Origin of the sequence: Cesiribacter sp. SM1, from assembly GCF_020178975.1 — a bacterium.
GTDB lineage: Bacteria > Bacteroidota > Bacteroidia > Cytophagales > Cyclobacteriaceae > Cesiribacter.
In genome coordinates this window covers 118,464-133,144 of record NZ_JAHXBU010000046.1, presented here as the reverse complement: position 1 = coordinate 133,144, position 14,681 = coordinate 118,464, and the positions used below count along the sequence as shown (strand labels likewise).

The window sequence follows — 14,681 nt, the reverse complement described above, 5'->3', positions numbered from 1 at the left end:
CCGGTTTCATAAATCGCTCACACCTATGATGCTGGATATCGTTACAAAAGATGCTGTAATGGATACTGCAAAGGCAAAAGAGCTGTTGAACTATAAACCGTTAACTGAATTTGGTGCTGCTGTTGAAGCGCTAACAGACTGGGTTCGCAGATTCGGCAGTAAAAAAGATTATTTAAACAATTTGTCAGAAGCCCCCTGGCGCTTTATTGAAAATTAAAATGAAGTACTTTTTTATGGTGCTGTTGCTGATACCAACAGCTTTGTTTGCACAGCAAGACTGGGTTTTGAAAAAAAGCAAAGACGGTATACAGGTTTTTATGAAGGAGGTGGCAGGTTCGCCCTTCAAGGAAGTAAGGGTAAAGTTGAAATGTACCGGCAGTCTGCAGAAGTTCCAGTCACTGGTGCTGGATGTAAACAACCACAAAAAGTGGGTGTACAACACCAAAGAATCTGACCTGCTCAAGCCCATCAGTGCCGATGAAATGGTTTACTACACCGAAATTTTTCTGCCCTGGCCGGTGAGCAACAGGGATCTTACCTGTCATCTAAAACTGGTAAAAGACTCCATCCCCAACACCTATTTCCTGAAAGCACATGCGGTAGAAGGTGTTCTGCCCCCAAAAGATGGAAGGGTAAGGGTAACATCATCCAATTCATTCTGGAAGGTTGTTCAGCTGGAGAATGATGCGCTGGACATCGAATATACCATCAGGGTAGATCCGGCAGGCAGCATTCCGCCCTGGCTTGTAAATGCAACGGCAGTAACCGGTCCTTTCAACTCCTTTACGAACCTTAAGCAGTTGCTGGCGAAATAACACAAGCGAACGCAGGTATATCATGCTTTTCTCCGCTTTCAGAAAAAGTTTAGGCTTTGCCATGCCATTAGGGTTATGGCAGGAACGTTTTTTTTAAAGCCTGCAAAATTTGTTCTGCTTTGATTTGATCAATATGGTCAGATACCCTTTATTACATTTTTTTAACAGAAGCACCAATCGGCTGGCAGGATTGTGAGTTTTTTTATCAATCAGCTAAGGCCGTAACGATCAAAATCTAATAGTATACCATGTTCAGCCTAACAAATAAAACAGCCATTGTAACAGGAGGGGGGAGCGGTATTGGAAAAGCAATTTCGCAGTTGTTTGCCCGGCAGGGAGCCGAAGTTTTTGTGCTGGAGCTAAATGAAGATAGCGCCCATGCTGTAGTGCAGTCAATTCAGCAGGCGGGTGGCAGGGCCCATGCCGTAGCCTGTAATGTAGCCAGCCAGAAAGAGGTAGCAGATGCTTTTCATAAAATATACCTGCAGACCGGCAGGCTCGATATTTTAGTGAACAATGCCGGTATTGCCCATATAGGCAATGTACTCACCACCTCCGAAGATGATTTTGATAAGATTTATGCCGTGAATGTAAAGGGCGTATACAACTGCCTAAAAGCCGGTGTGGAGAAAATGCTGGCCAGTGGTGGTGGGGTTATCCTTAACCTTGCTTCGGTAGCTTCCAGCGTTGGCTTGCAGGATCGCTTTGCTTACTCTACGAGCAAAGGTGCCGTGCTTACCATGACCCTTTCTGTTGCCAAGGACTTTGTAGATAAAAACATTCGCTGCAACTGCATAGCCCCGGGCCGTGTGCACACACCCTTTGTGGATGGGTTTCTGCAAAAAAACTATCCTGGCCGTGAGCAGGAGATGTTTGAGAAACTCTCTAAAACACAGCCCATTGGCCGCATGGGCACACCCGAAGAAATGGCATCGCTGGCCCTCTTCCTCTGCTCCGACGAAGCCTCATTTATCACCGGCAGCAATTACCCCATAGATGGTGGCTTTGTTACCCTCAACACCTGATTTTTTGTACAATAGATGATAGACAAGTGACGATAGTGTTGGTCTGTTGCTATTGAATATCGACCCCATACCCAATACCCACTACTAAATACCTAATACCTAACAAATGAAACTGATCAGATTTGGCGAAGCTGGTAAGGAAAAGCCAGGTGTAATAACTGCAGCCGGTAAAAGAATAGATGTAAGTGCTTTTGTGCAGAACTATGATGAAGCATTTTTTGCCGGAGACGGCCTGAGCAGGCTGGCGGAATGGCTCAAGCAGAACGAAGCATCTGCACCAGGGGTAGCCGATGGGGTTCGCCTGGGTGCTCCCGTTCATAAACCTGGTAAGATCATCTGCATAGGTCTTAACTATTCCGATCATGCCCGTGAAAGCAATATGGAGGTGCCAAAAGAACCCATTATCTTTTTCAAGGCTTCTTCGGCCGTTTGCGGACCAAACGATAACATCATCATTCCCAAGGGAAGTGAAAAAACAGACTGGGAAGTAGAACTGGCCGTGGTGATTGGCAAAAAAGCTTCTTACGTATCTGAGGCCGAAGCACTGGATTATGTAGCAGGTTATATGCTGCACAACGATTACAGCGAGCGGGCTTTCCAGCTGGAGCGCAGCGGACAGTGGGTAAAAGGCAAAAGCTGCGACACTTTTGCGCCGCTGGGACCCTTCCTGGCTACAAAAGACGAAATTGAGGATGTAAACAAGCTGCGCCTCTGGCTAAAGGTAAATGAGAAAATGATGCAGGATGGCAGCACCTCCAACCTGGTGTTCGGTATTCCATTCCTGGTTAGCTACCTCAGCCAGTTTATGTCGCTGCTGCCTGGCGATATCATATCTACCGGTACCCCTGCAGGGGTAGGCCTGGGCTTTAAACCACCCGTTTACCTGAAGCCTGGCGATACGGTAGAGCTGGGCATAGAAGGCCTGGGCGCTGCAAAGCAGCAGCTGGTAGCCTGGCAGGGCTAGTGTTTTAATCTTCTGCCTTCTCCAAACCTATCAACAAAGCACATGGAAGTAGTAGATGCACACAATCATTACTGGCAATACAATTCGGTGGAATTTGGCTGGATGGGAGCGGAGCATGAGTCCATCAAAAGGGATTTCCTTCCTCACCACCTGGCATCGGAGCTGGAAAAGCATAACATAACTGCCACAGTTGCCGTGCAGGCACGGGAGAGCATGGAGGAGAACAGTTTTTTACTGGCGCTTGCAGCACAGCATTCTGTAGTAAAGGGTGTGGTAGGCTGGGCCGATTTTAGAGCTGATACTTTTGAGCAGGACCTGCATCTGATTGCTGAACACCCAAAGTTGGTAGGGCTGCGCCATTTTGTACAGTCGCGGCCGGAGGGCTATATGCTGCAGGAAAGTTTTCAGCGTGGCATAGCGGCGCTAAAAGCCCTGGGGTTAACCTATGATATTCTCATTGGTCATCATCAGCTGCCGGAAGCGCTGAAGTTGGTAGCGCTGTTTCCGGATCAGAAGTTTGTGCTGGATCATATTGCCAAACCTCCTGTCAGGGCAGGGGAACTTGAACCCTGGAAAACCAACATCAGCAGGATGGCCGCTCATCCGCAGCTCTACTGCAAAATATCTGGTATGGTTACAGAAGCCGACTGGCAGCATTGGCAGGAAGATCAGATCAAGCCCTACCTCGATGTTGTTTTTGAAGCCTTTGGTCCGGACCGGCTAATGTACGGCAGCGACTGGCCGGTTTGCCTGCTGGCAGCCCCTTACCAGCGGGTAATAGGTCTGGTGAAAGGTTACATACAGCAGCTGTCACTAACAGAACAGGAAAAAATTATGGGTGGGAATGCCCGCAGCTTTTACAACTTGAGCGAGTAAACAATGGATCTGCATCTTAAAGATAAAGTAATCATCGTAACCGGCGGAGCCAAGGGCATAGGAGAGGCCATTAGCAGGAGCCTGGCAGCCGAAGGAGCCATACCCGTAATTGTGGGAAGGTCTGGAAATGCAGGAGAAGCACTGGCCCGGGAACTGACCGAAGCTGGCAATAAAGTACTGAACATTGTGGTAGAGTTAGGTGAAGCTTCGGCCTGTGCAATGGTTGTGGAGGAAACGGTAAAACATTTTGGCCGCATTGACGGGCTGGTGAACAATGCCGGTGTGAACGATGGTGTAGGCCTTGAGAGCGGATCTCCGGAAAGATTTATGGCTTCTCTGCAGCTTAATCTTTCACACTACTACAACATGGCACATTATGCCTTGCCCTACCTGAAAAGCAGCCGGGGGAGCATTGTGAACATCAGCTCAAAAACAGCACTTACCGGACAGGGAAATACCTCCGGCTATGCAGCATCCAAAGGCGCACAGCTGGCGTTAACCCGTGAGTGGGCAGCAGAGCTGCTGCCTTTCGGTATTCGTGTAAATGCTGTAGTACCGGCAGAGGTTATGACCCCCCTATACCGCAGCTGGCTCGATACTTTTGATAATCCTGAACAGAAGCTGAAGTCCATCGTCACTAAAATACCCCTGGGCAAACGCATGACTACCGCAGAGGAAATAGCCGATGCAGCAGTTTTTCTGCTCTCCGGCCGCTCTGCCCACACCACCGGCCAGCAGCTGGTGGTAGATGGCGGCTACGTGCACCTGGACCGTGCCCTAAGCTGAAGCAGGTTCTGGTACACTTTAACAGTCTGCTGCTTTTGGTGTTGTTACATCAGATATGGTTATAAAAATACATGCTGCAGTTGTTTGCCTGCTGTTGTTTATAGTTCCTCATTGTACCATGGCAGTTACTTATTACATCAGTGCCGCAGGTAACGATGCCCATGAAGGTACTTCGCCAGCGCGTGCGTGGGCTACAATAGCTAAAGTAAACAGCAGCTCTTTCGGGGCAGGTGATTCTATACTATTTGAGGGTGGAAGCACCTTTAGCGGGAGCATCAGCTTCGATTCAACCACCAGGGGAACTGCTGAAAGCCCAGTCCTGATCAGCTCATGGGGTAAGGGAAAGGCCATCATCAGCAGTGGCGATTCTACCGGTTTCAAAGCCTACAATACTGCCGGCTTTACAATCACCGATCTAATCTTCAGGGGCTCCGGCAGCTTGGTAAACAAAAGTTCCGGCATCGACTTTTACATGGACCTGCCTGCAGGAAGGCTTGTCCACATCCTGATAGAGCGGGTGGAGGTAGAGGGGTATCATCTCTTTGGTATTCTCATAGGCAGCTGGAACGGAAGTAATGGCTACGATAGTGTAACCATCAGACATGCCCTGGTGCATGATAATGGCCAGGGAGGGATCTACACTTATGCGCAGGCAGTATTGGCCCACCGGAACATCAATATTACGCATACAAAAGCCTACAATAATTCAGGCCTGCCCCACAGAACAGACTATCATACGGGCAGTGGCATTATAGTAAGTGGGGCAGATGGTGCACTGGTTGAGTACTGTGAAGCCTACAACAACGGCTGGCTCAATGCCTGGAAAGGAGGCGGGCCAGTGGGCATCTGGGGCTACCACTGCAATAAGCTCGTGATCCAGTACAGCGAATCCCATCATAATAAATCCGGCACTGCAAAAGACGGGGGTGGCTTCGATATAGATGGAGGCTGCACCAACTGTACCATGCAATACAATTACGCCCACAACAACAGCGGACCGGGCTATCTCGTTGCGCAGTACCAGGAGGCCCCGGAAATGAAGGGGGTGGTGATTCGCTTTAACATCAGCGAAAACGATGCCCGCAGTGGTGATCATGGTGCCATTCACCTGTGGTCTAGCGGTAGCAATGGTGGCATACAGGGAGCTGAAATCTACAACAATACCATTTATATTGAGCCTTCTGAAAACGCTACGCCCAAAGGAGTGTACATACAGAGCGGAGGGGTGCACCAGGCCAACTTCCGCAACAATGTTATTCATACGCGTGGAGAAGTGCCGCTGGTTGTAGCAGATACAACAGCAAAAGTACGCTTTGAAGGGAATAACTATTGGGTAAAGCGGGGTGATTTCAGGCTTCGCTGGGGAACCACCACCTTTGCATCACTGGAAGAATGGCGCAAGGCAACGGCCCAGGAAGAAATAGCCGGAAAGGCTACAGGCTGCTTTGTTAAACCTCGCCTAAAACGAGCCGGCAGGGGTAAAACCATTTCTGAACCTGTTATGCTGCATACCCTGAAAGCTTACCAGCTAAAAGGCAGATCGCCCCTTAGAGGTGCAGGACTTGATCTGGAAGAACTGTTTGAAATACAGACAGGAGATAAAGACTTTTGGGGAAACAGCCTGCCCTCGGAACTGAGCATTGGTGCGCACCAGCCCCCGTTGCGTTAGCTGTAGGGTATTTACTGCTGTATAGGCATTTGGAGCAAGTCCTGGTGTAACATATAGGTGCTCCGTTAATGTTTTACTTGTTTCTTTTCCTGCCTGATGGCCTTTTTTTCTATTTCATACAAGGCGGAAAATAGCATTTTTTAATGTTGCCGCAACGAATTATGTGGTATTCAAAGGATTAGGTGAGAATATTCTCCTTTGCCGGGTATATTATCTGTTTGATAAATTATACTCCTGCCCGGGAGTGGTACTTTTTTGTAATATACTTTCAATCAGTAGTTTGCATAATTTTCATAAATCACAATATACCCTTGCTGGGTAAGGTAGCCGCCTAAATCTCCATTTTTATCCTGATGAGCGGTCATAATTTAGATGCCAGATAATCCTCTGATAACAGATCTTCTAAAGACTGACCATGAAACTACATCCTGCTATTGCCAGTTTGCTGCTGGTGCTGGCACCCTTTGTCCTGGAGGGAGCAACTTACTATGTAAGCCCATCAGGAAATGATCAACATACAGGTACCTCACCAGGGCAAGCCTGGGCTTCCGTGGCAAACATCAGCACTAACGCTTTCCAGGCTGGTGATAGTATATTGTTCGAAGGTGGCCAGGTCTTTGCCGGAAGCCTTTTCTTTGGCCCCGCAACTGCCGGCACGCCTACAGAACCCCTAGTCATCAGCTCCTACGGCAATGGTTGGGCTACCATTTTCAGCGGTGAAGCTGCAGGGCTAAAAGCCTATAATACAGCAGGCTTTCACATCAGCAGACTAAAGTTTGAAGGTTCGGGCAGAACCCGTAACAGCAGTACTGGCATAGATTTCTACCTCGACCTGCCCGGGATCAGCATGTCCTATATCCACATCGATAGTGTTGAGGTTAGTGGCTACCAACGTACCGGTATTCTTATAGGCAGCTGGAACGGCAGTAGTGGTTTCGAAGGGGTGCGCATTACCAATGCTGTGGTACATGATAATGGTGAAGCAGGTATTGCCACCTATGCAGAGGCCGTGCTGGCGCACCGTAACTTTTATGTGGCTCATTGCAGGGTGTACAATAATTCCGGTTTGCCTGAACGAACCGATCACCACAGTGGCAGCGGTATTATGCTGGGAGGTATTGATGGGGCCACTGTAGAATACTGTGAGGCCTACAACAACGGCTGGCTCAATGCCTGGAAAGGAGGCGGACCAGTAGGCATCTGGGGCTATCACTGCAATAACCTGGTGATACAATATAATGAGTCACATCACAACAGGTCAGGTACGGCCAAAGATGGCGGCGGGTTTGATCTTGATGGTGGCTGCACCAACTGCACCATGCAGTACAATTATGCCCACGATAATGAAGGCCCCGGCTATTTGATCGCCCAGTACCCCAATGCACCGGTAATGAAGGGGCTTGTGGTACGCTACAACATCAGCGAAAACGATGCACGCGTTGGAAATTACGGAGCGATCCACCTCTGGTCCACAGGGGCTAACGGGGGTATACAGGATGCACAGATCTATAATAATACCGTTTACCTCACGCCCTCCGGCAGGGGCAACCCAAGGGCAGTGTTTGTGCAAAGCGGCGGCGTGCGCAATGTTTCTTTCCGCAACAACATTTTCCAGATTAGTGCTAACCTGGAGCTTGTGTATGTAGATGTGCTCACAGACCTGCGCTTTGAGGGAAATAACTATTGGGCAAGCGGTGGCAGCTTTAAGGTACGCTGGGGAAAAACACTCCACAACTCCCTGGATAAATGGCGGGAGCTAACAACACAGGAAAAGGTGGGTGGTATGGCTAGGGGATATTTTCTTGATCCGGCGTTAATAGCCGCAGGCAATGGCGGTACCCTTTCAGATCCAGTGAAGTTACACACACTGCAGGCCTACCAGCTGCGGGAGGCCTCGCCACTAATCGGGAAAGGGCTGGACCTGGCCTTGCAGTTTGGTACCGATGCCGGCAAAACTGACTTCTGGAGAAATAACATTGTGGCACGTAAAGACCTAAGTATAGGAGCCCATCAGCCCACCCCTCAAAGCAAAGTTTGTCTTGCAGGAGGCAGCATTCTGCTTGAGTTTGGGCCGGAGCCTGGTGGTACTTACAGCGGAGCGGGGGTGCTGGCCAATGGCAGTTTTGATCCGGCCCTTGCAGGTCCCGGTCATCATGCGCTTCGCTACACCTATACCAGCAGGAGCAATGAATTACTAACTGTTGATCATACCGTGCAGGTGCTGCAGGCAAGCAGCACCGAATGGCTGGGCGAGGGCGCTCTTAACAATGACTGGTTCGACAGCCGTAACTGGAGCAGCTGTGTTCCCACTGCCCTGATAGATGCCATGATACCAGCGCCACCAAAAAAGCTTACGCCGCCCATGCAGTTAATACTTCCCAGGATCAGGAAGGGTAAGCTGGCCCGGACCAAAAGCCTGATCAACAACAGCAGCAGTGTGGTGGAAATAGAAGGTACAGCCACCCTTGAGATTGGTGGTGAATACAGGGGCAGGGAGGTAGAAACAACAGAAGACGCTACCGTAATTTTCAGGAGCAACCAGCCACAGCTAATCCCTGCCGGTAACTACGGCAAGCTGGTGCTAAAGGGGAAGGGCCGAAAAGTACTTGGTGCTGATGTGCGGGTGAGCCGGGAGCTGCAAATGGGACAAAGCAGTCTGCACCTGAAAGACCACTCCCTTACCATAGGCAGCAGGGCTTTTATTACAGATGCCTCTACCCGAAGCTACATTATTACCGATGGTAAAGGCTGCCTGGTGTATGAGGAAGTGGGAGGTGAGCGGCAGGGGGTATTTCCTGTAGGATCTGCAGAAAGCTACTTACCTGCCACCATCGAAAACAGGGGAGTGCCTGATGCCTACAGCCTGCATATAGCAAGAGGTGTTTTAAGAGAAGGCGCCACCGGCGATAGCCTAACCGAAGGCATTGTAAACTACACCTGGCATGTAGATGAAGCCCTTGCTGGCGGATCTGATGTAAAGCTGTGGCTCCACTGGCAGGCTGCTAATGAGTTATCTATGTTCGATCGATCCGACAGCTACATCAGCCATTATGAAGGTGGAAACTGGTCGGAGCCGGGGCTTTCTGCCTCTCTGCCGGAGCCAGCAGCGGAGGAAGGTTTCTACAAGGCCAGCCTGGAGCACATAAATTCTTTTTCGCCTTTTGCTGTATTTAACAGGAATTTTGTGCTGCCTGTAACGCTTAGCTATTTCAGTGCAGGCCAGGTGGCGGAAACAGTAGTGCTGAACTGGAGTACTGCAGCAGAAAAGAACAGTAAAGGTTTTTGGGTAGAGGCTTCCGAAGATGGCAGCACTTTTCATTCCCTGGGCTTTGTGGCCAGTAAAACAGCAAATTCCTCACAAACACAGCACTACAGTTTTAATGATAACAGGCCTGCAAAGCGGAGCACCCGTTACTATAGGCTGCAGCAGGAGGATGTTGATGGAAGTACTTCTTATTCAGATGTGAAAGCTGTTAACTTTATCTCCAGCCTGGGTGCTGCTAGTGCATATCCTAACCCTTTCCGAAACTCAATAACAGTAAGGGTACGGGCCGGCGCTAACGACCACCTGCAGCTTACGCTGTGTAATGCAATGGGTAATGTCGTATACCGCAAAACATTCGCCACACAGGAGGGCGAAAACAGGCAGCAGTTCACGCTGGCGGGGCATTACCCGCCGGGATTGTACATCCTTACCATCAGGACCAGCCAGGGAGCAGAGCAAATAAGAATGATCAAAAGGTAAACCTTTAGGTACCAGGTGCAGCTAAACGCCAAACTGCCTTAAATGATGATCGAGGTGCTTGTAAAACATATTATTCCATTCGGTTCTGGTGAGGCTTCCAAAGGAATGGTATTCTTTGTTATCAAAGTGCTCACCGCCTAGTTGCTGGGTTCTGTTGATGTAGCCAATCAGGCGTTGCTTCTCGGTGTTGAAGTCTTTATCCTCTTTTATGATAAAAGCTGGTGCCGTTTGCCCGTTTTGCTTATAGGGCTTTTCGTTAACCACAGCATCCTTCACAAAGGTTTTCAGGATAAACCTCATCAGCGCGTTAGGCTTTTTGTGTTTATCTTCATAAACCATCTCGTACATAACACAACAATGTGCCAGCATCTGGGCAACACTCATTTTGCCCCACAGGGGTTGTGAGTCTGGTTTTAAGCTGTTGATACGGCCTATTACCTCGTCTGTAACTTCAGGTTTAAAAATGTTCTTCACTGGCTGGGGGTGTTTTGTATGTCTGACTTTTACAGTGGATTTGCAAATTAAAAAGAGAAAGTCTTTCAGCTTCAGGATGCTGAAGAGGCCTGTAATTCAGATTACTGTAATGGAATAATAAGCTGGTAAAGGTCAAAGCCTTTCGCCCAATAGTCCTTTTCAATTTTTTCCAGCCTAAAGCCCATTTTTTCATAGAATCGATAGACTAGTTGTGTGGTCCTGACTTTGATCAGGCGTACAGCATCTATTTTCTTTATCTCTTCAATTCTAAAAAGGGTTAGCTGTTTGCCTACTCCTTTCCCCTGGTAATCTGGGTGAATGATGTCCCAGGATATCCTGGCTTCCGTATTGTCATCAAGGAAGTTAATACCACCAGAGCCAATGATCTTCCCCTGGTCCTCTACTACAAAATAGCTCTCCACACGTAGGTCAAGATACTCCACAAAGTCGCTTTCTTCAGATCTGTCAAAGTATTGCGGCGTGTTAAGCCGCAGCAGTTCCAGGATCTGCTCTTTATCTTTACTGGTGTATTCCCTGATCATGACTTTCTAATGCTGCTGGCCGTTTGCTTAGGGCAATATAAAAATTCTAACCCAGATTTATGCCGGGGCGATATGGTGAATCTGCAGGAGAAGTCTGCTTAAAAAGCTAATGCAAAAAAAAAGGACGGTTAATGCTAACCAACCTCTCAATATGGGTTGGGTAAGTTTAAATTGCAGCTGTACCGGCTGCTGCTACAGCATGATCGTTCTCAACGGTACTGCCGCTTACGCCAATGGCACCAATGATATCTCCGGAGGCGTTTTTAAGCGGAATACCTCCGGGAAATGTAATCAGACCATTGTTGGAATGTTCTATATTATATAAAGAACCTCCCGGTTGTGAGAGGCCTCCAATATCACCTGTATTCATATCAAAAAAGCGGGCAGTTTTGGCTTTTTTTATAGCAATGTCTACAGAACCAAGCCAGGCACCATCCATACGGGCGAATGCCACCAGATTTGCACCTGCGTCTACTACAGCAATGTTCATCAGGGTGTTTATGGCTGTAGCTTTCTCTTTGGCTGCTGAAATGATTTTTTCCGCTTGTGATAAGGTAATGTTCATGGTGTTTAGGGTAAAAGGTAAAGTGTTGAGAATATGAAAAAAAGCTGCTGCTGTTGGTCAGCTAGTTAAATACAACGGCAGGGCATGTTTTGTTGGCTGAATGTAATTTTTCTTTTACAGCAAAAGGTCAAACTCGGCCCTTAGTTGCTCAAAGCTTCATAGATCCCTTTCTGATGATAAAGGTGAGGCTGCTCCTGCATGCACTCATGGGTTTAACTTATCCAGTACCTCCTGCCGGAAGCTGCGGCTGATGGGGAGCTGTTTGCCGGCTACTTCTACAGTATCGTGCGTAAAGGCCTGCAGATGTTGTGTGTTGAGGATGAATGAACGGTGTATCCGTAAGAAGTGGGAGGGGAGTTTTTGCTCAATATTGCTGATCTTTTCTTTGGTCAGGAGCATACCCTCGCGGGTGTGTATCTTCAAATAATCGCTCATGCTCTCTATGTAACGCACCTCTTCCAGTACCAGCTTTACCGTTTTGCGGTCTGCCCTGATGAAGAGATGCTCCGGTGTTGTTGGTTCATCTTCTTTTATGCCCGGGAGGCTTACTCGCTGACGGAATTTGTCCAGGGCCATCAGAAAACGCTCAAACGATACAGGCTTCAGCAGGTAATCCACCACATCTAGCTCAAAGCCCTCCAGGGCATACTCCCGGTGTGCCGATACCAGGATTACCTTAGGCTGCTGCCGGAGCGACCTTAAGAAAACCAGTCCGTTAAGCTGGGGCATCTGTATATCCAGGAACAGGAGGTGGGGCTGCAGCCGCTGCAGCAAGCTGAAACATTCCACTGCACTGCCACATTCTCCGGCAACGGAAAAGCCATCAACTTTCGAAAGGTGGCTCTTTATTACCCTGCGGGCAATGGGCTCGTCATCTACCAGCAGGCATTGTATGGTGGGTTCAGCTTGCATAGGCTTCGGTATTTAGCGTTTCTAAAGATAGCAGCAGCTCTACCTGGTAGCTGGTTGCCCGCTGCTGAATGTGTAAGCGGTGCTTTTGAGGATACTGCAGCTCCAGCCGTCGCTGCACATTCTGCAATCCAATGCCACCTGCGGGAGAAGCATTTGCCGGAACTGCAGCAGGTACAACAGAATTGCTGGCTTTGAAACAGAGCTGTCCTTTATCTACCCGGGCCTCCACCTGCAGCTCTAGCTGCCCGGTGTTTTCGGAGAAGCCGTGCTTGAAAGCATTTTCAATGAAGGGAAAGAGCAGGAAAGGGGCAATGGCATAAGCATCCACAGGGCCCTGTACCTGCCACTCCAGTTGCAGCCTGTCTTCAAAACGCAGCTTTTCCAGGCTTACGTAATCTTCTATCAGCTTTAGTTCTGTAGTTAAAGGCACCAGCTGGTCCTGGCTGCGGTAGAGCAGGGCATCCAGCAGTCCCGACAGGCGCAGGATGGCATCCGGCATCAGGCCTGATTTTTCCAGCGCCAGCCCATACAGGTTGTTTAATGTGTTGAACAGGAAATGAGGATGGATCTGGCCCTTGAGCAACTGCAGCTCAGCTTCCCGCAGCTTCAGGGCCGACTCCAGCTGCTTGCTGCGCAGCTCGCTGATGTGTTGCTGGCCCTGGTACCAGTATTGTAAGAGTTTAACAGAAGTGCTGAACAATACGACAAAGTAGAGTGCTACACCCAGAAAGAATATGTCTGCGGTGAGGGGCGCCATATTGCTGTACTGGTAGTCGGCCAGAACTATGAGTGCCCACATTACCACCAGCATTTCGCCCCATATAGAGATGATCAGGGCAAATATAAAATACCAGGCAAAACGCAGGTAGCGCTTCTGAAGCAGGTATGTTGGTATCAGGAAGTAATTGATGAGGTAAGTGGTGCCAATGGCAATGGGCATCAGCAGGCAAACGAATATGGAGGTGTAGCGGTAGTTATCGGTATAGTGTCCGAAAAAATAAAGCAGAAATGCCGCCGCTACACACCAGAAAAGGAGGTGTAGCAGCAGCCGCGGGGCAAGCTGCCTGCCGCGCAGGAGCTTGCCACCAGGAGTGCTTATCAGTTGATGTAGAGCTTTCTGCGGCATTCAGGATAGGTTCTACTCCTAATTTGCGAAATTTTAAGCTTATATTCATCAAAAGTCGATAGGCTGCCCTTTATCGACGGTGGTTTGCAATCTCCCGGATTTAAGTCCATCCTCCCATGCTGGTGATCTATCGACTTTTTGTTGCTCTTGGCCGACATGCTGAAGATTGTTAGAAGGGCTTTCGTATAGTTGTGAAAGAATGTTTCACTAACCTATTATCAACATGTTTAATCTCTTTATTGAAGGTGGATGGGAATTTATGAGCCTTATTACAATCATGGCATTGGTTATGTTTTACTTTGCAGCCAGGGGCATCTCCCAGGTGTATGGTAAAAGTGCCGCATACAATCCCGCTACTTTATACTACATCAGGTTCTTTGGTATGCTGGCCCTTGTGATAGGCGTATTTGGGCAACTGTTAGGCTTGTATGAGGCAATGAAGTATATATCGCAGATGGAAGGAGGGATTTCGCAGCAAATGCTAGCTGGTGGAATAAAGGTTTCTTCTATAACTACCCTTTATGGGGTCATCATTTTCCTTATTGCGCACCTGATCTGGTTTGTGCTGGATCTTAAAGCCAGGCGCTCCAATACCGGAACCATCAGCTGATGAACAGCCGCCGGCCTGATTTCGCTTAGCGAACTACACCCTCCAATAACTTTTCTACAGTTGCAGGCTCGCCTGTCAGGACACTTATCTGGCCGGTTGGCTCTGCAATTACTGCCTTTACCTCGCCAAACTGCTGAACATTGGCCTGCCGCATGGCAAAATGAATATCATCGAGGCTTACCCGTGTTGAATTGATGTTTTTCATCAGGTATTCTCCCTTATACATGAGCAATACCGGCTTGTTGCTCACCAGTTTGTTTACCAGCTCAAAGCGGTTGCGCAGTGAAGCCGTTGCCCATTCAAAGAGGTAGATGGTGAGCAGGGCAACGGCACCCTCAAAAAAGCCTATGTCGTCATTCAGGGCAATGCTTGCAATAAGTGCACCTTTGGCCAGTGTAAAGGCAAAGTCGAAAGTACTTAAACGGGCAAAGCTTCTAAGACCAAACAGACGGGTAAGCCCAATAACAAGTATAAAAACCAGCGAGGCACTGGCTAAACCCCATATTACCATTTCTCCATCAAATGAAAAAGGATCTGTTTCTTTCATTGGCTGGTATGCTTGTTATTCTAAT

Annotated in this window: 15 protein-coding genes; 9 read left to right on the top strand and 6 right to left on the bottom strand. The window is 48.6% G+C overall.

The features are described 5' to 3' along the window. The first annotated feature begins 25 nt into the window (after window positions 1-25). The 8 genes from KWJ01_RS10670 to KWJ01_RS10635 all read left to right on the top strand — a co-directional run bounded on the left by KWJ01_RS10670 (window position 26) and on the right by KWJ01_RS10635 (window position 9,880). On the top strand, window positions 26-217 hold the full coding sequence (locus KWJ01_RS10670) for a hypothetical protein (RefSeq protein WP_224996427.1): 192 nt from the start codon (window positions 26-28) through the stop codon (window positions 215-217). Window position 218: 1 nt separating this feature from the next. Further along, window positions 219-815 carry an START domain-containing protein gene (locus tag KWJ01_RS10665; protein WP_224996426.1) on the top strand — a complete coding sequence of 199 codons (597 nt, stop codon included), beginning with the start codon at window positions 219-221 and terminating at the stop codon, window positions 813-815. 248 nt (window positions 816-1,063) lie between these two features. Beyond that, window positions 1,064-1,840: an SDR family NAD(P)-dependent oxidoreductase gene (locus KWJ01_RS10660; RefSeq protein ID WP_224996425.1), complete on the top strand. Its 777-nt coding sequence runs from the start codon at window positions 1,064-1,066 to the stop codon at window positions 1,838-1,840. A gap of 106 nt (window positions 1,841-1,946) precedes the next feature. Further along, the gene (locus KWJ01_RS10655; RefSeq protein WP_224996424.1) at window positions 1,947-2,804 is read left to right on the top strand and encodes a fumarylacetoacetate hydrolase family protein; all 858 of its coding nucleotides are present in this window, start codon (window positions 1,947-1,949) and stop codon (window positions 2,802-2,804) included. A 42-nt stretch (window positions 2,805-2,846) separates the two neighbouring features. Further along, window positions 2,847-3,680 (top strand): amidohydrolase, encoded by an 834-nt coding sequence (locus KWJ01_RS10650; RefSeq protein WP_224996423.1) that lies wholly within the window; start codon window positions 2,847-2,849, stop codon window positions 3,678-3,680. A 3-nt stretch (window positions 3,681-3,683) separates the two neighbouring features. After that, window positions 3,684-4,466, top strand: a complete 783-nt coding sequence (locus KWJ01_RS10645) for an SDR family oxidoreductase (protein ID WP_224996422.1) — start codon at window positions 3,684-3,686, stop codon at window positions 4,464-4,466. A gap of 118 nt (window positions 4,467-4,584) precedes the next feature. Continuing rightward, window positions 4,585-6,135 carry a right-handed parallel beta-helix repeat-containing protein gene (locus KWJ01_RS10640; RefSeq protein ID WP_224996421.1) on the top strand — a complete coding sequence of 517 codons (1,551 nt, stop codon included), beginning with the start codon at window positions 4,585-4,587 and terminating at the stop codon, window positions 6,133-6,135. Window positions 6,136-6,550: 415 nt separating this feature from the next. Further along, complete coding sequence (locus tag KWJ01_RS10635) at window positions 6,551-9,880, top strand: right-handed parallel beta-helix repeat-containing protein (protein ID WP_224996420.1); 3,330 nt, start codon at window positions 6,551-6,553, stop codon at window positions 9,878-9,880. A 21-nt stretch (window positions 9,881-9,901) separates the two neighbouring features. Here KWJ01_RS10635 and KWJ01_RS10630 read toward each other — a convergent pair whose 3' ends face one another. From KWJ01_RS10630 to KWJ01_RS10610, 5 genes are all read right to left on the bottom strand, one after another. Next, a complete protein-coding gene (locus KWJ01_RS10630; RefSeq protein ID WP_224996419.1) occupies window positions 9,902-10,354 on the bottom strand; it encodes a DUF1569 domain-containing protein in 453 nt (150 codons plus the stop codon). Window positions 10,355-10,455: 101 nt separating this feature from the next. Beyond that, window positions 10,456-10,896 (bottom strand): GNAT family N-acetyltransferase, encoded by a 441-nt coding sequence (locus tag KWJ01_RS10625; protein ID WP_224996418.1) that lies wholly within the window; start codon window positions 10,894-10,896, stop codon window positions 10,456-10,458. A gap of 166 nt (window positions 10,897-11,062) precedes the next feature. Next, the gene (locus tag KWJ01_RS10620; RefSeq protein WP_224996417.1) at window positions 11,063-11,461 is read right to left on the bottom strand and encodes a heme-binding protein; all 399 of its coding nucleotides are present in this window, start codon (window positions 11,459-11,461) and stop codon (window positions 11,063-11,065) included. 204 nt (window positions 11,462-11,665) lie between these two features. Next, window positions 11,666-12,373, bottom strand: a complete 708-nt coding sequence (locus KWJ01_RS10615) for a LytTR family DNA-binding domain-containing protein (protein ID WP_224996416.1) — start codon at window positions 12,371-12,373, stop codon at window positions 11,666-11,668. After that, window positions 12,363-13,499, bottom strand: coding sequence for a sensor histidine kinase (locus KWJ01_RS10610; protein WP_224996415.1), 1,137 nt, complete (start codon window positions 13,497-13,499; stop codon window positions 12,363-12,365). The genes KWJ01_RS10615 and KWJ01_RS10610 overlap by 11 nt, the downstream gene beginning before the upstream one ends. Before the next feature lie 223 nt (window positions 13,500-13,722). On the opposite strand from KWJ01_RS10610, the gene KWJ01_RS10605 reads away from it, so the two are divergent. After that, window positions 13,723-14,109: a MotA/TolQ/ExbB proton channel family protein gene (locus KWJ01_RS10605; protein WP_224996414.1), complete on the top strand. Its 387-nt coding sequence runs from the start codon at window positions 13,723-13,725 to the stop codon at window positions 14,107-14,109. 25 nt (window positions 14,110-14,134) lie between these two features. Here KWJ01_RS10605 and KWJ01_RS10600 read toward each other — a convergent pair whose 3' ends face one another. Next, complete coding sequence (locus KWJ01_RS10600) at window positions 14,135-14,656, bottom strand: DUF421 domain-containing protein (RefSeq protein WP_224996413.1); 522 nt, start codon at window positions 14,654-14,656, stop codon at window positions 14,135-14,137. Between the last annotated feature and the right edge of the window lie 25 nt (window positions 14,657-14,681).